The organism is Streptomyces caeni (assembly GCF_042678285.1).
GTDB lineage: Bacteria > Actinomycetota > Actinomycetes > Streptomycetales > Streptomycetaceae > Streptomyces > Streptomyces caeni.
Window position 1 is genome coordinate 1 of the sequence record NZ_JBHUDX010000033.1, and the last position, 26,155, is coordinate 26,155.

Genomic DNA, 26,155 nt, shown 5'->3' on the forward strand with positions numbered 1-26,155 from the left:
GCTGCGGGGGCTGCGCCCCGGGCGCCCGCCGGCCGCCCGGCCCGGCCGCCCGATGCGTCGTGCCTGTTCAGCCGCCGGAAGGGGCGCTCCTGGAGGCGCACGTCTCCACATGGTCGTCGACCAGTCCGCACGCCTGCATCAGCGCGTAGGCCGTCGTCGGACCGACGAACCGCAGGCCACGCTTCTTGAGCGCCTTAGACAGCGCCGTCGACTCGGCGGTCACCGCGGGGACGTCCGCGAGGGTCCTGGGGACGGGGCGGGAAGCCCGGTCGGGGGCGTGGGACCAGATCAGCTCGTCCAGCTCCCCCGGCGCCCAGCCGGCCAGCACGCGCGCGTTGGCGAGCGTCGCCTCGATCTTGGCACGATTGCGGATGATGCCCGGATCGGCCAGCAGGCGTTCCCGGTCGGCTTCCGTGAAGGCGGCCACCTCGGCGATCCGGAAACCGGCGAAGGCCGCGCGGAAGCCCTCACGGCGGCGCAGGATCGTGATCCACGACAGGCCCGACTGGAACGCCTCCAGCGACAGCCGCTCGTACAGCGCGTCGTCACCGTGGACCGGGCGGCCCCACTCCTCGTCGTGGTAGGCCATGTAGTCCTGGCTCGACACGGCCCAGGGGCAGCGCGGCACGCCGTCGGATCCGGCCAGCACCGGGCCGCTCACTGCCGCTCCCCCCGGTTCCGCTCGTCCCTGCGGGCTCCGGCCGCGTGCGCGCCGGCGAGCGCGGCCTCCAGGTCTGCGATGCGGGCGTCCCGCTCGGCGATCTCGGCGCCGAGGCGGCCCAGGGCGTCGTCCACGTCCGCCATGCGGTAGCCGCGCAGGACGAGGGGGAAGCGCAGGTTCTCCACGTCCGCCCGGCCGACCGGGCGGTCCGGCGGGAGCGGGTCGTCGAACCGCTCCGGTGCCGCCTCCGGCAGGGGAGGGCTCTCGCCGCCGCCCACCACGGCCAGTGTCACCGCGGCCACCACGACGGCGAGCGCGACGACCAGGAACAAGAACATGAACATCACTGAGGTCCCCACGCTCGGTGCCGGCGCCCTGGGCGCCGACGCGGAAGTGCCATGTCGAATGTGTCTGGGTCCGATCGTGCCATGGGACGCTGACAACTAAGGTCGCAGGCGGCGATGCAACGGACACGCGGGGAGAGGTCACAGCGGATGCTCAGGCTGGGCAGGCGGGAATTCGGCGCGCACGAGCCGGTGATCATGGCGATCGTGAACCGGACCCCGGACTCCTTCTACGACCAGGGGGCCACGTTCCGCGACGAGCCCGCCCTCGCACGCGTGGAGCAGGCCGTGGCGGAGGGCGCCGCGATCATCGACGTCGGCGGTGTCAAGGCCGGTCCGGGCGACGAGGTGACGGCCGAGGAGGAGGCGCGGCGCACGGTCGGTTTCGTCGCCGAGGTGCGGCGCCGCTTCCCCGATGTGGTGATCAGTGTGGACACCTGGCGGCACGAGGTGGGCGAGGCGGTGTGCGAGGCGGGTGCGGACCTGCTCAACGACGCCTGGGGCGGGGTCGATCCGCGGCTCGCGGAGGTCGCGGCGCGCCACGGGGCGGGGCTGGTGTGCACGCACGCGGGGGGCGCGCGGCCGCGGACGCGTCCGCACCGGGTGGCGTACGACGACGTCATGGCCGACATCCTGGAGGTCACGCTGGGACTGGCCGAGCGGGCGGTGTCCCTGGGGGTGCCGCGCGAGTCGGTGCTGATCGATCCGGGCCACGACTTCGGGAAGAACACGCGCCACAGCCTGGAGGCGACCCGGCGGCTGGACGAGATGGTCGCCACCGGGTGGCCGGTGCTGGTGTCGCTGTCCAACAAGGACTTCGTGGGCGAGACGCTGGACAAGCCGGTGAAGGAGCGGGTGCTGGGAACCCTGGCGACGACGGCGGTGTCGGCCTGGCTGGGGGCGCGGGTGTACCGGGTGCATGAGGTGGCGGAGACACGGCAGGTGCTGGACATGGTGGCGTCGATCGCCGGTCACCGCCCGCCGGCGGTGGCCCGACGGGGGCTGGCCTAGGGGGTGTTTCGAAAGTCCTGTGCGATGCCCGCGGTGTCCGGTGCGTGCTCTCGGCGTGCCGGACGAAAGCCCTCGTACTGGACGTACTCGGGGTTTCGGCCGGTGCGGCGAGTGGGGGTGCCCCCTGCTCGAAGAGCCTGGGGGAGCGTGCCGGGCGCCGTGGGTGCTGTGCGGGACTTCCGAAACACCCCCTAGAAGGCGGGCGGTGGAGCGGGGGCGGCTCCCCGCCCCGGCGGGCGGCGTGGCGCCCCGGGGCTCAGTCCGGTGCCCGGCGGCCCGCTTCCTTGGAGACCAGGGCCACCGCCTCGTCCACGTCGTCCGTCACATGGAACAGGAGCAGGTCCTTCTCGGCGGCCTTGCCCTGCGCCACCAGGGTGTTCTTGAGCCAGTCGACCAGGCCGCCCCAGTACGAGGAGTCGTACAGGACGATCGGGAAGCGCGTCACCTTCTGGGTCTGGACCAGGGTCAGTGCCTCGAAGAACTCGTCCAGGGTGCCGACGCCCCCGGGCATGACCACGAAGCCCTGCGCATACTTCACGAACATCATCTTCCGGACGAAGAAGTACCGGAAGTTCAGGCCGATGTCCACGTAGGGGTTCAGGCCCTGCTCGAAGGGCAGCTCGATACCGAGGCCGACCGAGGTCCCCTTCGCCTCGCACGCGCCCTTGTTCGCCGCCTCCATCGAGCCCGGGCCGCCGCCCGTGATCACCGCCCAGCCCGCCTCCGCCAGGCCGCGCCCGAGCCGGACCCCCGCCTCGTACTCGATCGAGTCCACCGGCGTACGCGCCGAGCCGAACACACTGATGGCGGGCGGGAGTTCGGCCAGCGTGCCGAAACCCTCGATGAACTCCGACTGGATGCGCAGGACGCGCCACGGATCGGTGTGGACCCAGTCCGAGGGGCCGACCGCGTCCAGCAGCCGCTGGTCCGTGGTGCTCGTCTTCACCTGGGCCCGTCTGCGCAGCTCGGGACCGAGCCGCTGCTCCTCCGGTGGCACCTTCCCGCCCTCCGGTGTGCCGGTGGCCATGGGCGCTCCCTCCCTTCGGGGTCGTTCCACCCCAGCGTAGGTCCACGCGGGTTACGGAGGGGGGACCTGTGCATGTCCGCCATGAAGCGCCATACCGTCCCGGGGACGGCAGGTCAGGGCGCCAGCCAGGCCCTCAGCCGCTCCTCCCCCGCGAGGATCCTCGCCGTCTCCACGCGCTCGTCGCGCCGGTGCGCCAAGTGCGGGTTGCCGGGGCCGTAGTTGACCGCGGGCACGCCGAGCGCGCTGAAGCGGGACACGTCCGTCCAGCCGTACTTGGGCTGTGGGGTGCCGCCGACCGCCTCGATGAACGCCGCCGCGGCCGGGTGCGTGAGGCCGGGCAGGGCGGCCCCGCTGTGGTCGACCACGACGAACTCCTCCACCCCGCAGTCCGCGAACACCTCGCGGACGTGCGCGACGGCCTCCTCCTCGTCGCGGTCCGGGGCGTACCGGAAGTTCACGGTGACCACGCACTCGTCGGGGATCACGTTGCCGGCCACGCCTCCCGAGATGCCGACCGCGTTCAGCCCCTCCCGGTACTCCAGGCCGTCGATCACGGGGTACCGCGGCTGGTAGGCGGCCAGGCGATCCAGGATCGGGGCGGCGGCGTGGATCGCGTTGGCGCCCATCCAGCCGCGGGCCGAGTGGGCCCGCTCGCCCCGGGTCTTCAGCAGGACCCGCAGCGTGCCCTGGCAGCCGCCCTCGACCTGGCCGTCGGAGGGCTCCAGCAGCACCGCGAAATCGCCCTCCAGCCACTCGGGGTGGGCCTCGGCCACGTGCCCCAGGCCGTTGAGGTGGGCGTCGACCTCTTCGTTGTCGTAGAAGACGAACGTGAGGTCGCGGTTGGGTTCGGGCACCGTCGCCGCGATGCGCAGCTGGACGGCGACGCCGGACTTCATGTCGCAGGTGCCGCAGCCCCACAGGACGCCGTTCTCGTCCAGCCGCGACGGGACGTTGTCCGCGATGGGGACCGTGTCGATGTGGCCGGCCAGGATCACGCGCTCGGCGCGGTCCAGGTGCGTCCGTGCCACCACGTTGTTGCCGTACCGGTCGACCGTCAGATGCGGCAGGGCGCGCAGCGCCGTCTCGATCGCGTCCGCGAGGGGCTTCTCGCCGCCGCTCTCGGAGGGGAAGTCGACGAGCTGCGCGGTGAGCCGCGCGGCGTCCAGGGTGAGGTCAAGCGGGGTATCGGCCATGGCGTCGACCCTAACGCGCCGGACCGGCCCGCCCGCCACACCGGTTGTCCACAGCCCCGGGCAACTCGTCGGTAGCCCTCCAGTACCTTGTACGCGTGCCAGAGCCGTCGCCTTCTCCCGTCCGGCGCAGCCGCTTTCTCCGTTTCGGGGCGGCCGTCGTGGTCCTGCTCGCCGTAGCGGGCTATCTCGCCGTCCAGTACCTCACCGGCACGGGCGCGCCGAAGTGCGCGGTCGTGTCGGGCACGGGCGACGGGGCGTCGTACGAGTTCACGCCGGAGCAGGCGGTCAACGCGGCGACGATCTCCGCCGTCGGCACCAGCCGCGGTATGCCGGAGCGCGCGGTGACCATCGCCCTCGCGACCGCGCTGCAGGAGTCGGGCCTGCGCAACATCGAACACGGCGACCGTGACTCGCTCGGCCTGTTCCAGCAGCGCCCCTCGCAGGGCTGGGGCAGCAGGAAACAGATCATGGACCCGACGTACGCGGCGGCGGTGTTCTACAAGCACCTGGCCAAGGTGCCCGACTACCAGAGCCTGCCGCTGACCGTCGCCGCCCAGCGCGTGCAGCGCAGCGGCTACCCGGAGGCGTACGCGAAGCACGAGCCGGACGCCAGGCTGCTGGCCGCCGCGCTCACCGGCCGGGCGCCGGCCACGCTGACCTGTGCGGGGCGCCCGGCGCGCGACGGCACCGGCGGCCCGGACGCGGTGCGGGCCGCGCTCGTAAGGGACTTCGGGCGGGATGTGCTGCAGACGGCCGGCGCGGAGGTGGGCGCCCGGCAGTCGCCGCCGTCCCCCACGGCCACGGCGGGAACCGCCCCGGGTGCGGTGACCATCCCGCTGCCCCGGTCCTCCACCGCCTCGGACAGCACCCGCCGGCGCGGCTGGGAGCTGGCGCACTGGGCCGTGGCCAACGCCTCGGCGCTGCACATCGCACGGGTGTCCTTCGAGGGCCGCGAGTGGTCGCGCGGAGGGTATGCCCACGAGTGGCGCGCGACCGGTGGGTCCGACGCGAAGGCGCCGGCCACCGAGGTCCGGATCGTCACCGGGGAATAGGCCGGGCAGCAGTACGGGCCCTCACTCGTCCGGGTGATACGCGGCGCGCCTCGCCGAGGGGGCGCGCCGCTTGTCTCGCGGCCACGGCGGCATCCGTGGAATCCCTTGAAAACACGGAGCTGTAAGGATTCGGCAGCCTTTCCGCGCCGATGGCGTTTGCCCGATTTCCTCCCCAGCCGATAATGCGACGCATTACCAACTCTTTAGACGGGTCCACCGCAACCTTCGCGGACTTCGAGCGGTAGTCACTGCGTCCGAGCCCGGAACGATCAACAGCCGAAACGGCCGACCGCCAGTCGGCCGCGAGCGGCTGGCCGCTCACCGAACAGCGGCCGAACTCCCGGGCAAAGTCGGACACTTCACCGTTCTCTCCCGTCTAAGGAGCATCATGTCCCTCCCCCTGACCCGCCGGATCGCCCGTGCCGCGCTGCTGATCGCAGCGGGAGCGGCGCCCGTGGTCGGTGCGGCCGGCTCCGCCAGTGCGGCGACGGCCGGTCTGCCGGCCGCCCCGGACCTCGGCGGGCTGACCGCCCTGGACGGCGCGCAGGTCGGCACCACCGTCGACGGCGCCGCCCACCAGGCCGACGGCGCGGCCCAGAAGGTCACCGGGATCGCGAGTGACACCGGCGACACGGCGGTCAAGGCCGGCGGCAAGGCGGTCAAGCAGGCGATGCCCGCCGCGAACAGGACCGGCGCCAAGGTCGTCAGGACGGCGGCACCGGTCGCGCAGAAGGTGGCCGGAGAGGCGGCGGGGCAGACCGGGGGTCTGCTCGGTGACGCCGCGAAGACGGCGGCGGGCGGCGGGCTGCCGACGCAGCAGCTGCCCCTCCAGGGGCTGCCGCTGGGCGGCTGAAGCTCCGGGGGGTTCCTGCCGCGGCGGGGTCCGGGGGCGTCCCCGGGCCCCGCCGCGCCATGTCCTACAACCGTTCCACCGCCGCCGCGACACGTTCGTCGGTCGCCGTCAGCGCCACCCGGACGAACCTCTCGCCCGCCGGGCCGTAGAAGTCACCGGGGGCGACCAGGATGCCCAGGCCGGCGAGGTGGGACACCGTCTCCCAGCAGGACTCGTCGCGGGTCGCCCACAGATACAGGCTCGCCTCGCTGTGCTCGATGCGGAAACCGTGCCGCACCAGGGCGTCGCGCAGCGCCGAACGGCGGGCCGCGTAGCGCTCACGCTGCTCGTGGACGTGCGTGTCGTCGCCCAGCGCCGCCACCGCCGCCGCCTGCGTCGGCGCGGGCGTCATCATGCCGCCGTGCTTGCGGATCTCCAGGAGCGGGCCAAGGACCGCGGGGTCGCCCACGAGGAACGCCGCCCGGTAGCCCGCCAGGTTCGACCGCTTGGACAGGGAGTGGACCGCGACGATGCCCTCGTACGAGCCGCCGCAGACCTCCGGGTGCAGCACCGAGACGGGGTCGCTCTCCCAGCCCAGCTCGATGTAGCACTCGTCGGAGAAGACCAGCACGCCGTGCTCCCGCGCCCAGGACACGATCCGGGCCAGCTCCTGCTTGCCGAGCACCCTGCCCGTGGGGTTCGACGGGGAGTTGAGCCACAGCAGCCTCAGGTTCCGCGGGTCGAGCCGCGTCGGATCGTCGTAGGCCTCGTGGTCCGCGCGGGCCAGACGCGCGCCGACCTCGTAGGTCGGATAGGCCAGGCGCGGATACGCGACCCGGTCGCCGGGGCCGAGGCCCAGCTGGGTCGGCAGCCAGGCGACGAGCTCCTTGGATCCGACGACCGGCAGCACGTGCCGGTGGGTCACGTCCCGGGCACCGAGGCGGCGCTCCGCCCAGCCCGTGATCGCGTCCCGCAGCTCGGGCGTGCCCCAGACGGTCGGGTAGCCCGGGGAGTCCGCCGCCGCCACGAGTGCTTTCCGGATCAGCTCGGGGACCGGGTCGACCGGGGTGCCGACGGACAGGTCGACGATCCCGCCAGGGTGCGCGGCGGCCGTCTTCTTGTACGGCTCCAGCCTGTCCCAGGGGAAATCGGGAAGGCGGTCGCGCAGCGACTCCGTGGAAGGGCGGTGACGGGCGACGGGAGGGGGGTCGGTGAGTGCGGACACGGAGATCGGGCTCACTTTCTGGTACGACGGGCGCCCGGCGGGACGTACGGGCGCCAAACGCCTCGGTCCCGTGCGGCGCGAGCACCGTACGGGACCGAGACGGCACATATGTGCGGCCGCTTACTGGTTCATCGGGGGCAGCGCCGCGATGAAGGGGTGGTCGCGCTCGATCAGCCCCAGCTTGCTGGCACCACCGGGCGAGCCGAGCTCGTCGAAGAACTCGACGTTCGCCTTGTAGTAGTCCTTCCACTCCTCGGGAGTGTCATCCTCGTAGAAGATCGCCTCGACCGGGCAGACCGGCTCACAGGCTCCGCAGTCGACGCATTCGTCCGGATGGATGTACAAGGACCGCTGGCCCTCGTAGATGCAGTCGACCGGGCACTCCTCGATGCACGCCTTGTCCTTGACGTCGACACAAGGCTCTGCGATGACGTAGGTCACGCTGTCGTTTCCTCCTCGGTAGGGCGCTGGCGGGCCTCCTCAGGCTCCGCCGCCTGGCGCGCGGGAGCGCGGCGTCGTCGATGCCCGCACCTAGTATCTCCGTTCCTGGGCATGATCCGAACAGGAGGGGTGAACCGACCTGTGGAATTCTCTGGGGGCGGACGGTTCGAGGTCCGTATCACGGCTGCTGACGTGGGCAAACGCGTGTCCGTGCGACGGTGGGACGAACATGCCGCCGAGAGTGAGAAGTTCACCGACACGGTCGGACTTCTCACATCATGGGACGACGGTGTGCTGCTGATCACACGGCGGGACGGGGAGAGCGTCCGCATCGAGGAGTCCTCACTGGTCGCGGCCAAGGTGGTTCCCGCGGCACCCGTCCGCCGACGGGGTCCTGCCGCCTCGTACGGGGAGCTGGTGCGGATCGCCGGCCGGGCCTGGCAGCCGGTGGAGCAAGACCGGCTCGGCGCGTGGGAGCTGCGCGCCGCCTCGGGATTCACCCGCCGGGCCAACTCGGTGCTGCCGCTCGGCGACCCCGGACTGCCGCTGGACGAGGCGCTGGCGGTCGTACGGCGCTGGTACGCGGCCCGGGGCCTGCCCGCGTACGTGCAGACGGCGACCGGGACCGAGGGCACGCAGGAGTCGCTGTGCGCCCAGCTGGCGGCACGCGGGTGGACGCGGGAGGTGACCGCCGAGCTGTGGACCGGCCCGCTGGCGCCGGTGGCCGACCGTGAGGCCCCCGGCGTCGTGCTCTCGCGCACGGCCGAGGCGGCATGGCTCGCCCGTTACCAGCGCAAGGGCATGGGCGAGGTGGCCCTGAAGGTGCTCAGCGGCGGGCCTTCGGTGTGGTTCGCGACGGTGCCGGGCGCGCCGGGTGCCCCTCCGGCGGCGATCGGCCGGTGTGTGGTGGACGGGCGGTGGGCCGGTTTCGCGGCGGTCGAGGTGGCCCCCGCCCGGCGACGCCGGGGGCTGGCCTCGGCCGTGATGGCGGCGCTGGCCCGGCAGGCCCTGGAGGAGGGCGCCTCGGCTGCCTGGCTCCAGGTGGAGACGGACAATGAGGGTGCGCGGGTGCTGTACACGAAGCTGGGCTTCCGGGCACATCACGCGTATCACCACTACAGGGAGCCGGACAGCCCCCGCGGACCGGACGCGGGTGGCGCGGCGGCCGCCGGCCCGGCGCCGGCGGCGTGAGAGGTGCCGGGACTGCCATGCGTCCTCCCCATCCCCCGGAGCCGGAGCGAGCCGACGAGGTGCGGCGGCGGTTCGGCGACGAGGCACGCTCCGAACGGCCCGATCTCGTGACCCTGTGCCTGCTCGTGGGCGCGGCGGCGGACGGGACGCTGGACGAGGCCGGGATGGACGCCGCGCAGATCGAGCTGGACCGGCTGGCCGGACTGCTGCCGTTCGCGCCGGGCGGGCCGCGGGCCTGGGCCGTGGCGCTCGCGGACGTCCTCGGCGGGCGCTGCGGCTTCCACGGCTTGGCCGCGGACTACCAGCGCCTGGAGTCCTCGCTGCTGCACGAGGTGCTGCGTCGGCGCCGCGGGCTGCCGATCCTGCTGTCGGTGGTGTGGATGGAGGTGGCGCGGCGGGCGGGCGCCCCGGTGTACGGGGTCGCCCTGCCCGGGCACTTCGTCGTCGGGTTCGGGCCGGCGGAGGACCAAGTGCTGGCCGACCCCTTCGACGGCGGCCGGGTGCTGACGGGAAGCGACGCCGAGCTGCTGGTCGCGGGGGCCACGGGCGCGCCGCTCGACCCGTCGATGCTCACGCCCGCCGATCCGCTCGATGTCGTGCTGCGGATCCTCAACAACATCCGCGCGTGGGCCGCCACCCGGCCCGAACGGTCGGATGTGGCCCTGTGGGCCGTCGAGTTGTCGCTGCTGCTGCCGTCGCATCCGGCGCGGCTGCGCCACGAGCACGCCCAGCTCCTCGTCCAGCGCGGCGACTTCCTGCGGGGGGCTGCGGAGCTCGACGCGTACGCCGAGCTGGTGTCGGACGTGGACGAGACGGCGGCCGAACGGGTGCGGGGGCAGGCGCGGGCGGCCCGGGCGCGGCTCAACTGAGCGGCCGCCGGGGGCGGGTGCCGGGTCCGGGGCGGGCAGGGGGTGCTGTCGGCCGCTACCGAACACTTGCCCGGCGCTCCACCCTCCAAGGTGGAGTCGTAGGGCATCCTGCCCGTAGCGGCCCGAAGGGCCGCGGCAGCACGGCTAGGGGGTGTTTCGAGAGTCCTGTGCGGTGCCCGCGGTGCCCGCGGTGTCCGGTGCGTGCTCTCGGCGTGCCGGACGAAAGCCCTCGTACTGGACGTACTCGGGGTTTCGGCCGGTGCGGCGAGTGGGGGTGCCCCCTGCTCGAAGAGCTCGGGGGAGCGTGCCGGGCGCCGTGGGTGCTGTGCGGGACTTACGAAACACCCCCTAGGACCGCCTGATCCGACAACGGAGTTGCCGGACCTACCGCCGGACGGGCGGGAAGTCAGGCCTGCGGAGGCCGTGTAGGACCGCCCCTCACCGGACGGCAGCGGCCCGTGAAACAGGAACCCGAGGTGGTACCGCGGAGCGGTACGGACCGGGATCTCCTGCCCTCGGGCAGGAGAGGGCGTCAGAGCCAGCCCTTCTCCCGGGCGATGCGGACCGCCTCCGCCCTGTTGCGGACGGCCAGCTTCTGTATCGCCGTGGAGAGGTAGTTTCGGACCGTGCCCTGGGACAGGTGCAGGGCCGCGGCCAGTTCCGCGTTGGTCGAGCCGTCGGCCGCCGCGCGCAGTACCTCGCGTTCGCGGTCGGTCAGCGGGTTGGCGCCGTCGGCCAGGGCGGCCGCCGCCAGCGTGGGATCGATGACGCGTTCCCCGGCCAGCACCTTCCGCACCGCCGCGGCGAGTTGGGCCGCGGGCGCGTCCTTCACCAGGAAGGCGGCGGCGCCAGCCTCCATCGCGGAGCGAAGATAGCCGGGGCGCCCGAACGTGGTGAGGACGACCACCTTGAGCTCCGGCAGCTCCCGTTGCAGCTCGGCGGTCACCTCGATGCCGGTGGCGCCGGGCATCTCGATGTCGAGCAGCGCCACGTCCACCTCGTGGGCCCGCGCCGCCGCCAGCACCTCGTCCCCGCGGGCGGCCTGGGCGACGACCTCGATGTCCTCCTCCAGGCCGAGCAGCGCGGCCAGCGCCTCCCGGACCATCGACTGGTCCTCGGCGAGCAGGACCTTGATCGTGCGGCTCATGTCCCGGATCCTACGGCGTTCCCGGGCACGGCCGTCCCGGCGTCACCGGCACCCGCGCCGCGAGCCTGAACCCCCTCTTCGCGCCTGCCGCCTCCAGCGTCCCGCCGGCCTTCTCAAGTCGCTCCCTCAGCCCCGTCAGCCCGTTGCCCGGACCGCCGCCCGGACCGCCCGAGCCGTCGTCCTCCACCACCAGCTCCAGCATCGGGCCGTCGAGGGTCTGGCGGGACACCAGTTCCACCGCGCAGCGCCGGGCCCCGCTGTGCCGCACGACATTGGTGACCGCCTCGCGCAGCGCCCAGGCCAGCACCGACTCGCTCTCCTCGGGAACCCCGGCGAGGTCCGGCTCGGCGGGCAGCCGGGCGATGACCCCGGCCGCCGTCAACGCGACCTGGGCGCCCGCGAGTTCCGCGGACAGGCGGGGCCGCCGGTAGCCGGTCACGGCCTCGCGGACGTCGACCAGGGCCTGGCGGCTGACCTTCTCGATGTCGGCGACCTGCTGGGCCGCCTTTTCCGGGTGGCCGGGGAGCATCCGGCCCGCCAGCTCGCTCTTCAGCGTGATCAGGGAGAGGGAGTGGCCGAGCAGGTCGTGCAGGTCACGGGCGAGCCGGAGCCGTTCCTCGTTGGCGGCGAGCTGGGCGACGGTGGCACGGGCCCTGCGCAACTCGATCGTGGTGCGGACCAGTTGACCGACACCGGTCATGGCGTAGCCGATGAGCAGCACCAGCAGGACCAGGTTCCGCGCGTCCTTCTCGCCGGTGTGCAGCCCGACGAGCAGCATCACGGCGGCCGTCGCCGGGATCGCCCAGTACGCCGCCCGCAGCGGGAGGGTCGCCCCGCAGGCGACGGAGACGTACACGAACAGGCCGAGCCAGTGCGGGCCGAGCATGAGGCACAGCGCGACGGCGAGCACGCCGAGGACGACGACGACGCCGACGACGAACCGCCGGGAGAACGGACGGCCCAGGTTCCGGAAGACCAGCGTCAGATAGCCGCCGACAAAGGCCGCCAGGCCCAGCCAGCCCGCCACGGTGCCGCCGGTGGTGTGGCGGCCGGAGACCAGGTCCTGAACGGGCGAGCTGAGGAACACGAGCCAGACGCCGACCCACAGCCACTTGCGCAGGACGTCGCGCGCGCTGCGGGGCGACTGCCCCATGCGCATCAGGCGCTCCGTCCGGGCCTCTTCGGTCCACAGGTCTTCCGTCACGGCGCTCACGCCTTCAGCGTGTCCTTCCGGTACAGCCAGGCCGCTCCACCCGCGAACACCACGAAGGAGACGACGAGGACGGCGAGGTCCGCGGCATGCGGGGCCCGGCTCTGTTCGATCGCCTGCCCCAGGGCGGCGTAGGCGTGCGTGGGCAGCCACTTCGCTATGGCCTGCAGCCAGCCGGGGAAGGTCGTCGCCGGCATCCACAGACCGCCGAGCATCGACAGACCGAAGTAGGTGATCATCGTGATCGGGCGGACCGCGTCGCCGGTGGCCAGGTAGCCGAGGGCGACGCCGAGGGCGGCGAAGACGAGGCTGCCGGCCCAGATGGAGCCGGTCAGCGCGAGCCACTGCCAGGCGTCCAGGCGCACGTCCTTCACGGCCGCGGCGACCACGAAGACGATGACGACGGACGGCAGGCTGACGACGGCGGCGGCTGCGGTCTTGGCGAGCACGTAGCCGCGGCCCGGCAGGGTGGTCAGCCGGAGCTGGCGTACCCAGCCGCCCTCGCGCTCCTTGGCGATGCGCTCGCTGTTGCCCATCAGGACTGCGGTGAGGGCCCCGAAGGAGGCCATGGAGACCATCATGTAGGCGGGAATGGTCAGGCCGCTGCCGTCGACCTCGGTGGTGCTGTCGGCGTTGCCCGCGATGAGCAGGAACAGGGCCGAGGGGTAGATCACCGAGAAGAAGAGGAACTTGCGGTTGCGCAGGGCGCGGGTCAGTTCGAGCTTGATCAGACTGTTCACGACTGCTTGGCCTCCTCGGCGGCGGTGATGGCGACGAACGCCTGCTCCAGTCCGAGCCCGGAGACTTCGAGATTGCGGGGGTAGACGCCGAGTCCGTACAGGGCGTGGACCGTCGCGTCGGCGTCGGAGGACTGGATGCGTACGGTCTGCCCGGAGACGGCGATCGAGGTCAAAAAGGGCAGCGCGCGCAGGGGGGCCTCGTCGATCGGGCCCTGAAGGTCGAAGGCGACCCGGCGGGCGCCGGCCTTCGCCTTGATCTCGGCCGCGGTGCCGTCGGCGAGGAGCCGCCCGCGGTGCAGCACGAGCACACGGTCCGCGATCGCGTCGGCCTCTTCGAGGTAGTGCGTGGCGAACAGGACCGTACGCCCCTGGTCGGCCTGCTCCCGCATGGTGGCCCAGAACGCCTGGCGGGCGGAGACGTCCATGCCGGTGGTGGGCTCGTCGAGCACGATCAGGTCGCTGGCGCCGGCGGTGGCGAGGGCGAAGCGGACGCGCTGGGCCTGGCCGCCGGAGAGCTTGTCGACCTTGCGGTCGGCGATCTGGGTGATGCCCGCGCGGGCGAGCACGTCGGTGACCTGGTACGCCTTCGGGTGCAGGGCGCAGGCGAGTTTGACCAGTTCGGCCACGGTGACCTCCTCCATCAGCCCGCCGCTCTGCAGCATGGCGCCCACGCGTCCGGCGACGATGGCCTCGCGCGGGCTGGTCCCGAACACCCTGACCGAGCCGCTGTCGGGGCGCCTGAGCCCGAGGAGCAGATCGAGCGTGGTCGACTTGCCCGCCCCGTTCGGCCCGAGCAGTGCCACGGTCTCGCCCGGGTGCAGCTCCAGTGTGAGCCGGTCCACGGCCCGTACGGTCCCGTACGTCTTGCTCACCCGATCGAACCCGACCACCGGGGTGGCGGTGGTCGCCGCTGTCGTTGTCATGGCGTCCATGGTGGCCGCCGAAGCCGGGGCCCGGCAGTGCCGGTGATCCCGGCTGCGGGATGACAGATGTCATGCGGATCGGGTGACACGGCGGCGGGGGCGCCGGTGGGCGCCCCCGCGGCGGGCCGAGCGGGCCCGCGAAGTCCGGTGCGGCCGGGCCGGCGCCCTCCAGGGCGCCGGTGCTCAGCTCGGGTTCGTGTCGATGACCGCGACCCGGTCGGTCTTGCTGATCAGCGCCTGGCGCAGGGCGCCGTAGACGTCCTCGGGTGTCACGGGGGTCTTCTTCCCGTTGGCCCGGGCGATGAGCACACCGTCGAACGTCTGACCGTAGAGCTCCTTCAGGGCGGCCAGGTCGGGCTTGTCGACCAGCTTGCCGTTGACAGCCGTCACCTTGAGGAACTTCCACAGCGACTTCTGCGGACTCATCAGCACGGAGTGCGCCGCGTCCGTCCGCACGATCACCGGGGCCGACATCGCCGGCTGTGCGAACGCCTTCATCATCCGGTCGACCTCGTCGTTGGAGACCGCCGGCTGCCGGGTGGTCGTGGGCACCTTCACGGGCGTGCCGTTGCCGGTCTCCACCTGGGTGCGGTACGCCTGCTCGACGGCCGTGACCGAGGCCGCCACGTCGATGCCCTTGCCCGCCTTGCCGTACACGGCGACCGCCTTGCCGGACTCGAACCTGATCGTGCCCTCGGTCATGGAGCCGGAGCCGCCCGCGGCGCGCTCCAGGGCGGCCTGCAGCTTCTCCTCGTCGACGGGCATCACGGGTTCGACGACGCGCTCCTGCCCGAACAGGGAGCCGATCACCGACACCGGGTTGTAGTCGCTCTTGGCGGCGGCGGCGATGGTGGCCTTGCTGTCGAGCTGGAGGCCCGCCTGGTCGGGCCGCAGGGAGACCGGCTTGCCGTCGACCGACAGCTGCAGCGGCTTGTCGGTGCGGGCCCCGAGCGCGGCGTCGAGCTTCTGGATCGCCTCGTCGCGGGTGCCGCCGCCGATGTCGACGCCGAGGACGGTGGTGCCCTTGGGCACGTCGGAGTGGTTCATCAGCAGCCCGGCGCCGTAGGCGATGCCCGCGACGGCGAAGACGCCGCCGACCAGGAGCACCAGCTTGCTGCGGCCCTTCTTCTTGGCCGGCCGCGCGCCGGCGGAGTTCTGGGTCTTGGGCGCGTCGGGCAGCTTCGGGGGGGTGTGCGGCACCGGGCCGTCGGGGTGGGAGCCCGTGAACGGCCCGATCTGGGCGCCGGACGGAACGACGGGGATACCGCTGGTGACAGTGTGCCCGGAGACGTTGTCGCCGGGGGTGCCGAAGCCCGGGCCGCCCGGCTCGGGGGCGGGCTTCTGCGGGGTGAGGACCGCGGTGTCGTCGCTGAGCCCGCCGCCGGGCCGGCCCTGGGCCGCGGCGGTTCCCGGTGCGCCGGCGCCGGGCCGGACTGCGCCGGGCGCGCCCTGGGCGCCGGGCGGCAGGAGTCCCGGCCCGCCGGGGCTCGTGCCGGTGACGGGACCCGCGGTGGGTCCGGACGGGCCGCCCTGGCCCGCCTCGGCGAAGTAGGGGAGCTCGTCGCGGCGGGGCTCGGTGTCGTCGGCGCCGATGACCGGGAACGAGGCGGTGCTGGCCGCCACCGCCTCGGAGACGTCGAAGGAGCCGGTGCCGCCGCCGTGGCCGGGAGCGACGGGTCCCGCACCGGTGGCGCTCGGAAGCCCCTGGCCGTTCGTACCACCCGGGCCTGTGCCGCCGCCCGAACCGCCTCCGGGCCGTGCGCCGACGCCCGGCGTTCCGGAAGCGCCGGGGCGCGCACCACCCGTGCCGTTCGCGCCTGGAGCACCAGGGCGGAAATCGCCCGGACCGGGGCCGCCGGGCGCGCCTGATGCTCCGTTGGCGCCTTGTATGCCCGAAGCCCCGGGCAGTTGGGCGCCGTTGGCCGGCCCGCCGCCCGGCTGGCCCTTGCCGGACGCGGGCTTGCGGGGCGCGAACCAGTCACTGGTCTTCTCCCCGGCCGGCGCCGCGGACTCGGCAGAGGTGTCCAGGGCGCTGAGCGCGCTCACCGGGCCGGTGGCCTGGGGTTGGACGTCGCCGCCCGTGTCGTCCGCGGTGTCGGCCTCCGCGACGGCCTTGCGCACGACGACCGGCGGAATGGGCCGCGATCCGGGGATGTTGATCCGGATCCGGGTCGTCAGGGTGGTCTCGGTCTTGCGCTCCTCCGGCTGCGCGGCCGCACGGCTCGCGTCGAGGCCGCTCTCGGAAGCCATGGGGGTCCCGTACGGCGGCGTCCCCGACGGGTAAGCGGCTCCGCCCCGCCCGTTGGGCCCGGCGGACGAACTGTCAGTTTCACGACTCAAGGCAGGTTCTCCCAGTTGGCTCCACCGCCTGTTTCGACCTCAACAGGTGGGAATTCCCCCCGCTCGAACGAAGCCGAGAACTTGGGGGAGGCTCGGCGGCGCGCACCACCATACTGGCCGCTCGCGGCCCGTAGACCGCGTCCGCCGGGGAAACCCGCACGGGACCCCCACGCGCGCGCCGTGTTTCGCGGGCGGACATCCCTCGCCCCGGAGACGAAGTGGTACGTCACCTACCAAGTCGGGCGCCCGAACCCCGGGGTTTCCACCCCGGGGAAAGAGTGGCGCAGATCACAGCGACGGCCATGCCGCCGAGCAGGAAGAGGTACGAGCCGAGGCCCGCGCCGAACAGGAAGTCCCCCTCCGGGCGGCTGGCGGTGAGCAGGATCACGGCGATCATCCACCCGGTGGCGGGCGTGAGGGCCCCGGCCCGTACCCCGGTGGCCAGTGCGCCGCCGACGAAGAGTCCGGCCGCGCCCGCGAGCGCGAGCAGCAGTCCGCCGGGGAACCAGCCGGACTGCACCAGGCCGCCCGCCGCGCCGACCACCGCGCCCAGCAGGAAGAGGCCCAGGTACACGGCGATCCGCCCGCCCGAGGGGGCGCTCAGCGGCTGTGCGAGCGCGTTCTGCCTTCTGCCCGTCGACCTCATGGGGCCACTCCCTGGAACAGGTCCGTCTCCCGGTCCTCGGCGCCCGCCCGGGCTCCGGCCGGGGAATCGCCGGCCTCGGCGCGCCCGCCGCGCACCAGTTGGTAGTACTCCGTGGTGAACAGGGGCTGCGCCAGGGCGTTGGAGAGGGCGAACCACGGCTCGGCGACCTCGATCTGCGTGGCGTGCGCCCGCATGGCGGCGGCCTTCGCAGCAGCGAACGCCGTGCCGTCGATCTCCGTGGTGACCACCGCCTCGTCGACCACGCCGGGGATGTCCTCGATGGCCGCGGCCTTGGCGAAGGGGGTCTTGTCGAGCGCCTCGCCGAGCCGGGCGAACGCGGCCTGCGCGACCGGGCGCGGTACCCGGTTCCAGTAGATCTTGGCGATCTCCCAGGACGCCCCGAGGTCCGGCCGGAAGCCGGGGTCGGCGGCCAGCTCGGCGGCGCGCATGGCGGCGCGATGGGCCTGGATGTGGTCCGGGTGGCCGTAGCCGCCGTCCGGGTCGTAGGTGACCAGGACCTGGGGGCGGACCTCCCTGACGACCGCCACGAGGTGAGCGGCCGCCTCGTCGGGTACGGCGGACCAGAAGGCGCCGGGCCGGTGGTTCGGCGGGGTGCCCATCATCCCGGAGTCGCGGTAGCGCCCCGGGCCGCCCAGGAAGCGGTGGTCGGTGACGCCGAGTTCGCGCATCGCGGCGGCCAGTTCGCCGGCGCGGTGCGGGCCCAGGGCGTCGCTGCGGCCGGGCGCGAGATGCCCGAGCGCGGGCGGGATGACCTCGCCCTCCTCGCCGAGGGTGCAGGTCACCAGCGTCACCCGGGCGCCCTCGGCCGCGTACTTGGCCATGGTCGCGCCGTTGTTGATCGACTCGTCGTCCGGGTGCGCGTGCACCAGGAGCAGACGCCGGTCAGGTAGATCCCTCATGGCGTCCACCCTACGAGGCGTGCGACCCCGCACGCCCTACCAGGCCGGGGTCAGAACTTGATGCTGCCGATCATCCCCGCGATGTTGGTCGTCAGCTCACTGATCGTCGGGGCGATGGTCGAGGAGGCGAGGTAGAACCCGAGCAGCATGCACACGACGGCATGCCCGGCCTTCAGTCCCGACTTCTTGATCAGAAGGAAGACGATGATCGCCAGCAGCACCACCGCCGAAATCGAGAGTGCCACGGCGGCTCACCTCCAAAGATCCACAGGGGCGCGGGGGTCGGACTATGGGGGCCACGAATCCGTACGGAAATATCCACGCGGATGAGTCCACACAGATGAGTCCACACAGATGCCAGCGGGTTCATACCCACGATGCGCTAGTGATCATAACTATCCGTACGCGCGCATCGATCGGCGCACGGCCGCACAAGGGGGCGCATGGCCAATATGGTCAAGGCATGACGACCGAGTCTGCTTCCTTCCCCCGACGGCACGCGCGGACCCAGCGGTTCACGCTCGGCGCGCCGCGTGCGTTCACCGTCGCACCCGATGGTTCCCGTGTCGTGTTCCTGCGGTCCGCGTCCGGAACCGACCGGGCGCACCGGTTGTGGGTCCTCGACATGGCGGACGGCACCGAGCGCCCGGGCGCCGATCCGGAAATGCTCCTGGGGGGCGCCGCCGAGCAGTTGCCGCCAGAGGAGCGCGCCCGCCGGGAACGCAGCCGCGAGGGCGGCGCCGGCATCGTCGGCTACGCCACCGACAACGCCGTGGAGTTGGCCTCTTTCGCCTTGTCAGGGCGGCTTTTCACGGCGGAGCTGCGGGCGGGCACGACACGGGAACTGCCCGTGCCTGGACCCGTGATCGACCCACGCCCGGCCCCCGACGGGCGGCACATCGCGTATGTCACCCGGGGCGCGCTGCGCGTGACCGGCGCCGAGGGCGAGGACGACCGCGCGCTCGCGGAGCCGGAATCGGAGTCGGTCTCCTACGGATCGGCCGAGTTCATCGCGGCCGAGGAGATGGACCGTTCGCGGGGCTTCTGGTGGTCTCCGGACTCCGACCGGCTGCTCGTCGCGCGCGTGGACGACGCGCCGGTGCGCCGGTGGTGGATCTCCGACCCGGCACATCCGGACCGCCGGCCGCAGCCGGTCGCCTATCCGGCGGCGGGCACCGACAACGCGGAGGTGCGCCTGTTCGCACTGGGCCTCGACGGGGTGCGCACGGAGGTCGTCTGGGACCGGGCGGGCTACCCGTATCTGGCGCGTGTGCACTGGTCAGCGGCGGGTGCGCCGCTGATTCTGGTGCAGGCGCGCGACCAGCGCAGCCTGCTCTACCTGGCCGTGGACCCGGACACCGGGGCGACCCGGATGGTGCACGCCGATGAAGATCCACATTGGCTTGAACTTTTCCCCGGGGTGCCGTGCTGGAGCCCCTCCGGACAGCTGGTGCGGATCGCCGACGAGGGCGGTGCGCGCGTCCTGACGGTGGGCGAACGGCCACTGACGGGACCGCAGTTGCACGTACGGGCGGTGCTGGACGTGTCCGCCGACGACGTGCTGGTCTCGGCGTCGGCGGGCGAGGCGGCCGCCGATCCGGAGATCGGCGAGGTCCATGTGTACCGCGTCAACGAACTCGGCGTGGAGCGCGTGTCGCAGGGTCCCGGTGTGCACTCGGCGGTGCGGGCCGGGGGCGTGACCGTGCTGGTGTCCTCGACACCGGACCGCGCGGGCGCCCAGGTGCAGGTGCTGCACAACGGCAAGCCGGCGGCAACCGTGGCATCTCACGCGGAACATCCCGGTCTGTCCCCGCGCGTCACGCTCACCCAGGGGGGCGCACGTCGAATTCCATGCGCCGTACTTATGCCTACGGACTACTCCGGTGACACCTCCCTGCCCGTCCTCCTGGACCCTTATGGCGGCCCGCACGCGCAGCGCGTGGTGGCCGCCCACAACCCGATGCTGACCTCGCAGTGGTTCGCCGACCAGGGCTTCGCGGTGGTCGTCGCGGACGGACGGGGCACCCCGGGCCGCTCCCCCGCCTGGGAGAAGGCGGTGAAGGACGAACTGGCGGCGGTGGTGCTCCAGGACCAGGTCGACGCGCTGCACGCGATGGCGGGCGACTTCCCGCTCGATCTGACCCGGGTCGCGATCCGCGGCTGGTCCTTCGGCGGCTATCTGGCGGCGCTCGCGGTACTGCGCCGCCCGGATGTGTTCCACGCCGCCGTGGTCGGCGCCCCGGTGACGGATCTGCGGCTGTACGACACCCACTACCAGGAGCGCTACCTGGGACACCCGGACCGGCAGCCCGAGGTTTACCGCCGCAACTCCCTGATCGACGACGCGGGCCTGGTGGACGCCGCGGAGCCGGCCCGGCCCATGATGATCATCCACGGTCTCGCGGACGACAACGTGGTGGTGGCCCACTCCCTGCGCCTGTCCTCCGCCCTGCTGGCCGCGGGCCGCCCGCACGAGGTGCTGCCGCTGTCCGGGGTCACCCACATGACGCCGCAGGAAACGGTCGCCGAGAACCTGCTGCTGCTCCAGCGGGACTTCCTGCGCAGCGCTCTCGGCATGGGCTGAGCCGAAGGACTCCCGCAGATCACCACAGCCGTCGATCGAGGAACCGCGACGGCGAGCAAGCAGGCCCGCGAGAGCGGCGCCGGTTCGGGCGCGAAGAACAGGCCGGGGTGACATGGCGGCACCCCGGCCCGTTTACGGCACCCGCACGGCCGTACGCTGTTCACTGTGCTGCGTCCGTATATCGGAACCGCGTCGGTCAAGTTGCCTGCGTGTTAACGCACTTCGTGCGGTTTTGTACGGTTATGCGGGCTCCTCCCGCGGCTCCCGCCCCGGATCCCGCGGCAACACCGGCCTCTTCTCCTCCGCGAAATGGCACGCCGAGTCGTGCGCGGCCGGCCCCGTCGCGAAGCGGAACTCCTCGGGCACCGCGAGCGCCGGCACCTCCAGGGCGCACCGCTCCCGGGCCTTCCAGCAGCGTGTACGGAAGCGGCAGCCGGAGGGGATGTCCGCCGGGGAGGGCACGTCGCCGCTGAGCAGGATCCGCTCCCGGCGCTGTCGCGCCTCCGGGTCGGGCACGGGCACCGCGGACAGCAGCGCCTGGGTGTAGGGGTGCGTCGGATGGTCGTAGATCTCCGTGTCCCTGCCCCTCTCCACGATCCGTCCGAGGTACATCACCGCGACCCGGTCGGAGATGTGCCGCACGATCGACAGGTCGTGCGCGATGAAGACGTACGACAGGCCGAACTCGTCCTGCAGCCGTGCCATCAGATTGATCACCTGGGCCTGCACGGACACGTCGAGCGCGGAGACCGGCTCGTCGGCGACGATGATCTCCGGGCGCAGTGCCAGTCCCCGGGCGATGCCGATGCGCTGGCGCTGGCCGCCGGAGAACTGGTGCGGATAGCGGCCCACGTAGTCCGGGTCGAGGCCGACCACGTCGAGCAGTTCCCGCACCCTCCGCCGCCGGTCCCCCTTGGGCGCCGCCTCGGGGTGGATCTCGTAGGGCTCGCCGACGATGTCGCCCACGGTCATGCGGGGGTTGAGGGAGGTGTACGGATCCTGGAACACCATCTGGATGTTGCGCCGCACCGTCTTGAGCGCGCGCCCGGACAGACCGGTGATGTCCTCGCCCTTGTACCTGATCGAGCCGGCCGTCGGCGACTCCAGGTTGACCAGCAGCCGGGCGAGGGTCGACTTGCCGCAGCCTGACTCGCCGACGATGCCGAGGGTCTCGCCCCGGCCGAGGGCGAGGTCGACGCCGTCGACCGCCCTGACCGCGCCGATCTGCTTCTTGAAGAGGACGCCCCGGGTGAGCGGGTAGTGCTTGACCAGCCCGCCGACCTCCAGAATCGGCTCAGTCCCGGCCATGCAGGCACTCCCTCCAGAAGTGGCAGGCGCTCACCCGGCCCTCGGAGACCTCGTACAGCGGCGGCACATCGGTCCGGCACACGTCCCGGGCCAGGGGGCAGCGGGGGTGGAAGGCGCAGCCGGGCGGGATGGCGACGAGGTTCGGCGGCTGGCCCTTGATGGCGGTCAGCCGCCGGCCCTTGCGGTCGAGGCGCGGGACGGAGTCGAGCAGGCCCCGGGTGTAGGGGTGGGCGGGCGCCTTGTAGATGTCGTGCACGGGGGCGGACTCGACGATCCGGCCCGCGTACATGACGGCGATCCGGTCGGCGACGTCCGCGACGACGCCCAGGTCGTGGGTGATCAGGACGAGGCCCATGCGGTACTCGCGCCGCAGTTCCCCGAGCAGGTCCATGACCTGCGCCTGGACGGTGACGTCGAGGGCGGTGGTGGGTTCGTCGGCGATGATCAGCGCGGGCTCCAGGGCCAGCGCCATCGCGATCATGATGCGCTGGCGCATACCGCCGGAGAACTGGTGCGGATAGTCCCGTACGCGCTGCGCGGCGGCCGGGATGCGTACCCGGTCCATGAGGTCGACGGCCCTGGCGCGCGCGTCCTTCCTCGACATCCCCCGGTGCACGACGAACATCTCTCCGAGCTGGTCACCCACGGTGAGCACGGGGTTGAGCGCGGACAGCGCGTCCTGGAAGATCATGGCCATCCGGGCGCCGCGGATCCTCCGCCGCTCCTCCTCCTTGAGGGTGAGCAGGTCCCGCCCCTGGAAGAGGACTTCACCGCGGGTGATCCTGCCGGGCGGCGTGTCGAGGATGCCCATGACGGCCTGCGCGGTGACGGACTTGCCGCAGCCGGACTCGCCGAGCACGGCGAGGGTCTCGCCCGCGTCCACGGTGCAGCCGACGCCACCGACGGCCCTGGCGATCCCGTCCCTGGTCCGGAACTCCACGTGCAGATCACGCACTTCCAGCAGCACGGCCGTCACCTCAGCCTCGGGTCGAGGGCGTCGCGCAGCGCGTCGCCGAGCATGATGAACGCGAGCACGGTGACCGCGAGGGCGCCGGAGGGCCACAGCAGCGCGTGCGGGGCGTTGCGGATGTAGGGGGAGGCGGCGGAGATGTCGATCCCCCAGGACACGCTCGGCGGTTTCAGTCCGACGCCGAGATACGACAGGGTCGCCTCCAGGGCGATGTAGGTGCCGAGCGCGATGGTCGCCACCACGATCACCGGCGCGACGGCGTTGGGCGCGATGTGCCGCAGCAGGATGCGGGAGTGGGAGGCGCCGAGCGCGCGGGCGGCCTGCACGTAGTCGTTCTGTTTCACGGTGATGACCGAGCCGCGGGCGATGCGGGAGATCTGCGGCCAGCCGAGCAGCACCATGAACCCGATGACGGGCCAGACCGTGTTGCTGGTCACCACGGAGAGGAGCACCAGACCGCCGAGCACGACGGGGATCGCGAAGAAGACGTCGGTGACCCGGGACAGGACCGAGTCCCACCCCCCGCCGAAGAACCCGGCGAGTCCCCCCAGGACCGAGCCGAGGACCGCGACGCCGAGCGTGGCGCACACCCCGACCGTCACGGAGGTGCGGGCGCCGTAGACGGTGCGCGTGTAGACGTCGCAGCCCTGGCCGTCGTACCCGAACGGATGGCCGGGTGCCGAGCCCTCCTGGGCCTTGGAGAGGTGGCAGTCGAGGGGGTTGCCGGAGGCGATGAGAGACGGCCACAGGGAGATGACGACGAGGAAGAGGATCACGAGCCCGGAGCCGATGAAGACGGGGTTGCGGCGCAGGTCGTGCCAGGCGTCGGACCACAGGGACCGGGCTCTGGCCCGCTCCGGCGCCCCCCGCGGCCCTTCGGGCCGGGGTCCGCCCGGTCCGGCGGACGGCCGCCGTTCCAGGGTGGTCGCCTCGCTCGCGGCGAGGTCCATCCCTCCGCCCATGCCGGTCCCGGCGATGGCCCCTTCGGGCTCGTACGGCTGCTCACGCATAGCGGATCCTCGGGTCGAGTACGGCGTACAGGAGGTCGACCAGCAGGTTGGCGACCAGGAAGACGAGGACGAGCACGGTCACGAAGCCGACGACCGTCTGTGTGTTCTGCCGGAGGATCCCCTGGTAGAGCTGGTAGCCGACCCCGTGGATGTTGAAGATGCGCTCGGTGACGATCGCGCCTCCCATGAGGGCGCCGATGTCGGTGCCGATGAAGGTCACCACGGGGATCAGCGAGTTGCGCAGCAGGTGCCGGGTGATCACACGGCGCCGCGGCAGCCCTTTGGCGACGGCCGTGCGGACGTAGTCGGACCGCCTGTTCTCGGCGATGGAGGTCCGGGTCAGCCGGGTGACGTAGGCGAGCGAGACGGACGCGAGGACGAGTCCGGGCACGATCAGCTCGTCGAAGGCGGCCTGAGGGGGGACCGACGGCCTGATCCAGCCCCATTGGACGCCGAGCAGCAGTTGCAGCAGCAGACCGGTGACGAAGGTGGGCACCGAGATGACGACGAGGGTCAGCAGCAGGACCGAGGTGTCGACTGGCCGCCCGCGGCGCAGGCCGGTGAGCACCCCGAGCGCGATCCCGGCGACGAGTTCGAAGAGCACGGCGACGACGGTCAGCCGGATGGTGACCGGGAAGGCCGTCGCCATCAGCTCGGTGACCTCCTGTCCGTTGAAGGCGGTGCCGAAGTCGCCGGTGAAGACGTTGCCCATGTAGGTCAGGTACTGCCGCCACACGGGCTGGTCGAGGCCGAACTCCCGGCGCAGCTGGGCCGCCGTTGCGGGGTCGCACTGCCGCTCGCCGCACAGGCCCGCGACGGGGTCGCCCATCACGTTCACCATCAGGAAGATCAGCAGGGTGGCGCCGACGAAGACCGGGATCATCTGCAGCAGGCGCCGGATGACGTACCGTCCCATGGGGCCTCCGGGGGTCGGGGGGCGGCCGGTGGCTCAGCCGACCCTGATCTCGTTGTAGACGGGGACGCTGAACGGGTTGAGCGCCACGTGGGAGAGGCGTGCGGAGTAGCCGGCGCTGCCGTTCTGGTACCAGAGCGGGATGGCGGCCATCTTGTCGCGTACGACCTCCTCGGCCCGCTGGAACAGCCGCACCGACGCGGCCTGGTCGGTCTGGGCGTTGGCCTGGTCGACGAGCCTGTCGAAGTCCTTGTCGGACCACTTGCCGTCGTTGGAGGAGGCCCCCGTGTAGTAGAGCGGCTGCAGGAAGTTCTGGATGAGCGGGTAGTCCATCTGCCATCCGGCCCGGAACGGCCCCTGCATGCGGTGCCTCCCGATCTGACCGCGGAAGTCGGCGAAGGTACCGACCGGGTTGCCGACGCAGGCCCTGTCGTCGCCCAGCGCGTTGTTGATCGAGTTGCAGAGGGCGTCCACCCACTCCCGGTGCGAGCCGGTGTCCGCGTTGTAGGTGATCCTGACCTGTCCGCCGGGCAGCCCGCCGCCCTCCCGGACCAGCTTTCTGGCCCGGCCCGGGTCGTACCTGCACGCGTCGCCGCACAGCCCGTCCTTGAAGCCGCCCGCCGTGCCGAGCACCGGGGAGGTCCAGTCGGTGGCCGGGGTGCGGGTGCCGTGGAAGATCGTGCGGGTGATCTGGTCCCGGTCGATCGCCATGGACAGTCCCGTACGGACCTTCTCCGTGCCCGGCCTGTTCCACCTCGGGTCGTAGAAGGGGAAGGCGAGGGTCTGGATGATGCCGGCCGGGGTGTTGATGTACCGGTCGCCGAGGTCGGCCTTGACGTTCCTGAGCTGCGCGGCGGGCACGTCGTCGACGAGGTCGAGGTTGCCGGCCAGCAGATCGGTGTAGGCGGTGTTGCTGTCGGTGTAGACCTTCAGGTCCACCCCGTTGTTGCGCGCCTTGTCCTCGCCCGGATACCCGTCCCACTTCCTGAGGGACATCATGAAGCCCCTGGTGTACGAGCGGATGAGGTACGGGCCGTTGCCGACGGGCCTCTTCAGCCAGGCCGCGTGGTGGTCGAAGAACGCCCTGGGCAGCGGGGCGAAGGCCGCGTAGCCGAGGGTGTCGGGGAACGCCGAGAACCGCTGGCCCAGCCTGACGGTGAAGGTGCGGGGCCCGGTCACCCTGAGTCCGGAGAGGGTGTCGGCGGTCTGGGTGCCGGTGTCCGGGTGGACCTTGTCGTACCCCTCGATGTAGCCGAAGAAGTACGCGTTCTTCTGGTTGTTGCGCAGACTGGCGCCGTAGTTCCAGGCGTCGACGAAGGACGCGGCGGTGACGGGCTCCCCGTTGCTGAAGGTCCAGCCGTCCTTCACGGTGATGGTGAAGGTCCGTGAGTCCGAGGTCTCGATGCTCTCGGCGAGCATGTTCTCGGCGGCCCCGGTCCTGGGGTTGTACCGCTTCAGCCCGCGGAAGACCATGTCGAGGACCTTGCCGCCCTGGACCTCGTTGGTGTTGGCCGGTTCCAGCGGGTTCTGCGGGTCGCCCCAGGAGGAGCTGAGCACTCCGGGGGCGCCGCCGGCGTCCGCGCCCCCGCCGCAGCCGG

General features: G+C 72.3%; 25 protein-coding genes. 6 read left to right on the plus strand and 19 right to left on the minus strand.

Features of this window, described 5'->3' with window-relative positions; translation table 11 throughout:
• Positions 1-67: 67 nt before the first annotated feature.
• Positions 68-661 carry a DNA-3-methyladenine glycosylase I gene (locus ACFSL4_RS14200; protein WP_381082365.1) on the minus strand — a complete coding sequence of 198 codons (594 nt, stop codon included), beginning with the start codon at positions 659-661 and terminating at the stop codon, positions 68-70.
• A complete protein-coding gene (locus ACFSL4_RS14205) occupies positions 658-1,005 on the minus strand; it encodes a DivIVA domain-containing protein (RefSeq protein WP_381082367.1) in 348 nt (115 codons plus the stop codon). The genes ACFSL4_RS14200 and ACFSL4_RS14205 overlap by 4 nt, the downstream gene beginning before the upstream one ends.
• A gap of 150 nt (positions 1,006-1,155) precedes the next feature.
• Between ACFSL4_RS14205 and folP the strand changes: the two genes are divergently transcribed.
• Complete coding sequence (gene folP, locus ACFSL4_RS14210) at positions 1,156-2,016, plus strand: dihydropteroate synthase (RefSeq protein WP_381082492.1); 861 nt, start codon at positions 1,156-1,158, stop codon at positions 2,014-2,016.
• A gap of 256 nt (positions 2,017-2,272) precedes the next feature.
• On the opposite strand, the gene ACFSL4_RS14215 is transcribed toward folP, so the two are convergent.
• Together ACFSL4_RS14215 and dapE are read right to left on the minus strand one after the other, a co-directional pair.
• Complete coding sequence (locus tag ACFSL4_RS14215; protein ID WP_381082369.1) at positions 2,273-3,043, minus strand: LOG family protein; 771 nt, start codon at positions 3,041-3,043, stop codon at positions 2,273-2,275.
• 113 nt (positions 3,044-3,156) lie between these two features.
• Positions 3,157-4,236, minus strand: coding sequence for a succinyl-diaminopimelate desuccinylase (gene dapE / locus ACFSL4_RS14220; RefSeq protein WP_381082371.1), 1,080 nt, complete (start codon positions 4,234-4,236; stop codon positions 3,157-3,159).
• Between the two features lie 95 nt (positions 4,237-4,331).
• Here dapE and ACFSL4_RS14225 point away from each other — a divergent pair, with 95 nt between their 5' ends.
• The gene (locus ACFSL4_RS14225; protein ID WP_381082373.1) at positions 4,332-5,288 is read left to right on the plus strand and encodes a heavy metal transporter; all 957 of its coding nucleotides are present in this window, start codon (positions 4,332-4,334) and stop codon (positions 5,286-5,288) included.
• 388 nt (positions 5,289-5,676) lie between these two features.
• Entirely contained in the window at positions 5,677-6,141 is a 465-nt protein-coding gene (locus ACFSL4_RS14230; protein ID WP_381082375.1) for an ATP-binding protein, read from the plus strand.
• A gap of 64 nt (positions 6,142-6,205) precedes the next feature.
• Here ACFSL4_RS14230 and ACFSL4_RS14235 read toward each other — a convergent pair whose 3' ends face one another.
• Together ACFSL4_RS14235 and fdxA are read right to left on the minus strand one after the other, a co-directional pair.
• Entirely contained in the window at positions 6,206-7,345 is a 1,140-nt protein-coding gene (locus ACFSL4_RS14235) for a bifunctional succinyldiaminopimelate transaminase/glutamate-prephenate aminotransferase (RefSeq protein ID WP_381082377.1), read from the minus strand.
• 120 nt (positions 7,346-7,465) lie between these two features.
• A complete protein-coding gene (gene fdxA / locus ACFSL4_RS14240) occupies positions 7,466-7,786 on the minus strand; it encodes a ferredoxin (protein ID WP_043443616.1) in 321 nt (106 codons plus the stop codon).
• 141 nt (positions 7,787-7,927) lie between these two features.
• Here fdxA and ACFSL4_RS14245 point away from each other — a divergent pair, with 141 nt between their 5' ends.
• Positions 7,928-8,977, plus strand: coding sequence for a GNAT family N-acetyltransferase (locus ACFSL4_RS14245; protein WP_381082379.1), 1,050 nt, complete (start codon positions 7,928-7,930; stop codon positions 8,975-8,977).
• Between the two features lie 17 nt (positions 8,978-8,994).
• Positions 8,995-9,846, plus strand: a complete 852-nt coding sequence (locus ACFSL4_RS14250) for a transglutaminase-like and tetratricopeptide repeat-containing protein (RefSeq protein WP_381082381.1) — start codon at positions 8,995-8,997, stop codon at positions 9,844-9,846.
• Between the two features lie 532 nt (positions 9,847-10,378).
• Here the strand turns inward: ACFSL4_RS14250 and ACFSL4_RS14255 are convergent.
• The 8 genes from ACFSL4_RS14255 to ACFSL4_RS14290 all read right to left on the minus strand — a co-directional run bounded on the left by ACFSL4_RS14255 (position 10,379) and on the right by ACFSL4_RS14290 (position 18,017).
• Positions 10,379-10,993 (minus strand): response regulator transcription factor, encoded by a 615-nt coding sequence (locus ACFSL4_RS14255; protein ID WP_381082383.1) that lies wholly within the window; start codon positions 10,991-10,993, stop codon positions 10,379-10,381.
• Positions 10,994-11,003: 10 nt separating this feature from the next.
• Positions 11,004-12,206, minus strand: coding sequence for a sensor histidine kinase (locus tag ACFSL4_RS14260; protein ID WP_381082385.1), 1,203 nt, complete (start codon positions 12,204-12,206; stop codon positions 11,004-11,006).
• Positions 12,203-12,943, minus strand: a complete 741-nt coding sequence (locus ACFSL4_RS14265) for an ABC transporter permease (RefSeq protein WP_381082387.1) — start codon at positions 12,941-12,943, stop codon at positions 12,203-12,205. The genes ACFSL4_RS14260 and ACFSL4_RS14265 overlap by 4 nt, the downstream gene beginning before the upstream one ends.
• Positions 12,940-13,866: an ABC transporter ATP-binding protein gene (locus tag ACFSL4_RS14270; RefSeq protein WP_381082389.1), complete on the minus strand. Its 927-nt coding sequence runs from the start codon at positions 13,864-13,866 to the stop codon at positions 12,940-12,942. Before ACFSL4_RS14270 ends, ACFSL4_RS14265 begins: the two co-directional genes overlap by 4 nt.
• Before the next feature lie 183 nt (positions 13,867-14,049).
• On the minus strand, positions 14,050-16,206 hold the full coding sequence (locus ACFSL4_RS14275; RefSeq protein ID WP_381082391.1) for a hypothetical protein: 2,157 nt from the start codon (positions 16,204-16,206) through the stop codon (positions 14,050-14,052).
• Positions 16,207-16,432: 226 nt separating this feature from the next.
• Positions 16,433-16,852 (minus strand): DUF6113 family protein, encoded by a 420-nt coding sequence (locus ACFSL4_RS14280; RefSeq protein WP_381082393.1) that lies wholly within the window; start codon positions 16,850-16,852, stop codon positions 16,433-16,435.
• The gene (gene mshB, locus ACFSL4_RS14285; RefSeq protein ID WP_381082395.1) at positions 16,849-17,772 is read right to left on the minus strand and encodes an N-acetyl-1-D-myo-inositol-2-amino-2-deoxy-alpha-D-glucopyranoside deacetylase; all 924 of its coding nucleotides are present in this window, start codon (positions 17,770-17,772) and stop codon (positions 16,849-16,851) included. Before mshB ends, ACFSL4_RS14280 begins: the two co-directional genes overlap by 4 nt.
• A 50-nt stretch (positions 17,773-17,822) precedes the next feature.
• On the minus strand, positions 17,823-18,017 hold the full coding sequence (locus ACFSL4_RS14290; RefSeq protein WP_073940199.1) for a hypothetical protein: 195 nt from the start codon (positions 18,015-18,017) through the stop codon (positions 17,823-17,825).
• 218 nt (positions 18,018-18,235) lie between these two features.
• Here ACFSL4_RS14290 and ACFSL4_RS14295 point away from each other — a divergent pair, with 218 nt between their 5' ends.
• Entirely contained in the window at positions 18,236-20,356 is a 2,121-nt protein-coding gene (locus tag ACFSL4_RS14295) for a S9 family peptidase (RefSeq protein WP_381082398.1), read from the plus strand.
• A 240-nt stretch (positions 20,357-20,596) separates the two neighbouring features.
• Here the strand turns inward: ACFSL4_RS14295 and ACFSL4_RS14300 are convergent, their stop codons facing one another.
• From ACFSL4_RS14300 to ACFSL4_RS14320, 5 genes are all read right to left on the minus strand, one after another.
• Positions 20,597-21,664, minus strand: a complete 1,068-nt coding sequence (locus ACFSL4_RS14300; RefSeq protein WP_381082400.1) for an ABC transporter ATP-binding protein — start codon at positions 21,662-21,664, stop codon at positions 20,597-20,599.
• Positions 21,651-22,631, minus strand: coding sequence for an ABC transporter ATP-binding protein (locus tag ACFSL4_RS14305; protein WP_381082402.1), 981 nt, complete (start codon positions 22,629-22,631; stop codon positions 21,651-21,653). The genes ACFSL4_RS14300 and ACFSL4_RS14305 overlap by 14 nt, the downstream gene beginning before the upstream one ends.
• A gap of 5 nt (positions 22,632-22,636) precedes the next feature.
• Complete coding sequence (locus ACFSL4_RS14310; RefSeq protein ID WP_381082404.1) at positions 22,637-23,644, minus strand: ABC transporter permease; 1,008 nt, start codon at positions 23,642-23,644, stop codon at positions 22,637-22,639.
• Positions 23,637-24,560 (minus strand): ABC transporter permease, encoded by a 924-nt coding sequence (locus ACFSL4_RS14315; protein ID WP_381082406.1) that lies wholly within the window; start codon positions 24,558-24,560, stop codon positions 23,637-23,639. Before ACFSL4_RS14315 ends, ACFSL4_RS14310 begins: the two co-directional genes overlap by 8 nt.
• A gap of 33 nt (positions 24,561-24,593) precedes the next feature.
• A partial coding sequence (locus ACFSL4_RS14320) for a peptide ABC transporter substrate-binding protein (protein WP_381082408.1) occupies positions 24,594-26,155 on the minus strand: 1,562 nt, incomplete at its 5' end.

What these genes read in the sequence shown, in the direction of transcription:
- ACFSL4_RS14205 (WP_381082367.1), bottom strand. Translation starts at nt 1,005, where the DNA reads ATGTTCATGTTCTTGTTCCTGGTCGTCGCGCTCGCCGTCGTGGTGGCC.
- folP (WP_381082492.1), top strand. Translation starts at nt 1,156, where the DNA reads ATGCTCAGGCTGGGCAGGCGGGAATTCGGCGCGCACGAGCCGGTGATC.
- ACFSL4_RS14215 (WP_381082369.1), bottom strand. Translation starts at nt 3,043, where the DNA reads ATGGCCACCGGCACACCGGAGGGCGGGAAGGTGCCACCGGAGGAGCAG.
- dapE (WP_381082371.1), bottom strand. Translation starts at nt 4,236, where the DNA reads ATGGCCGATACCCCGCTTGACCTCACCCTGGACGCCGCGCGGCTCACC.
- ACFSL4_RS14230 (WP_381082375.1), top strand. Translation starts at nt 5,677, where the DNA reads ATGTCCCTCCCCCTGACCCGCCGGATCGCCCGTGCCGCGCTGCTGATC.
- ACFSL4_RS14250 (WP_381082381.1), top strand. Translation starts at nt 8,995, where the DNA reads ATGCGTCCTCCCCATCCCCCGGAGCCGGAGCGAGCCGACGAGGTGCGG.
- ACFSL4_RS14255 (WP_381082383.1), bottom strand. Translation starts at nt 10,993, where the DNA reads ATGAGCCGCACGATCAAGGTCCTGCTCGCCGAGGACCAGTCGATGGTC.
- ACFSL4_RS14270 (WP_381082389.1), bottom strand. Translation starts at nt 13,866, where the DNA reads ATGACAACGACAGCGGCGACCACCGCCACCCCGGTGGTCGGGTTCGAT.
- ACFSL4_RS14280 (WP_381082393.1), bottom strand. Translation starts at nt 16,852, where the DNA reads ATGAGGTCGACGGGCAGAAGGCAGAACGCGCTCGCACAGCCGCTGAGC.
- mshB (WP_381082395.1), bottom strand. Translation starts at nt 17,772, where the DNA reads ATGAGGGATCTACCTGACCGGCGTCTGCTCCTGGTGCACGCGCACCCG.
- ACFSL4_RS14295 (WP_381082398.1), top strand. Translation starts at nt 18,236, where the DNA reads ATGACGACCGAGTCTGCTTCCTTCCCCCGACGGCACGCGCGGACCCAG.
- ACFSL4_RS14300 (WP_381082400.1), bottom strand. Translation starts at nt 21,664, where the DNA reads ATGGCCGGGACTGAGCCGATTCTGGAGGTCGGCGGGCTGGTCAAGCAC.
- ACFSL4_RS14310 (WP_381082404.1), bottom strand. Translation starts at nt 23,644, where the DNA reads ATGCGTGAGCAGCCGTACGAGCCCGAAGGGGCCATCGCCGGGACCGGC.
- ACFSL4_RS14315 (WP_381082406.1), bottom strand. Translation starts at nt 24,560, where the DNA reads ATGGGACGGTACGTCATCCGGCGCCTGCTGCAGATGATCCCGGTCTTC.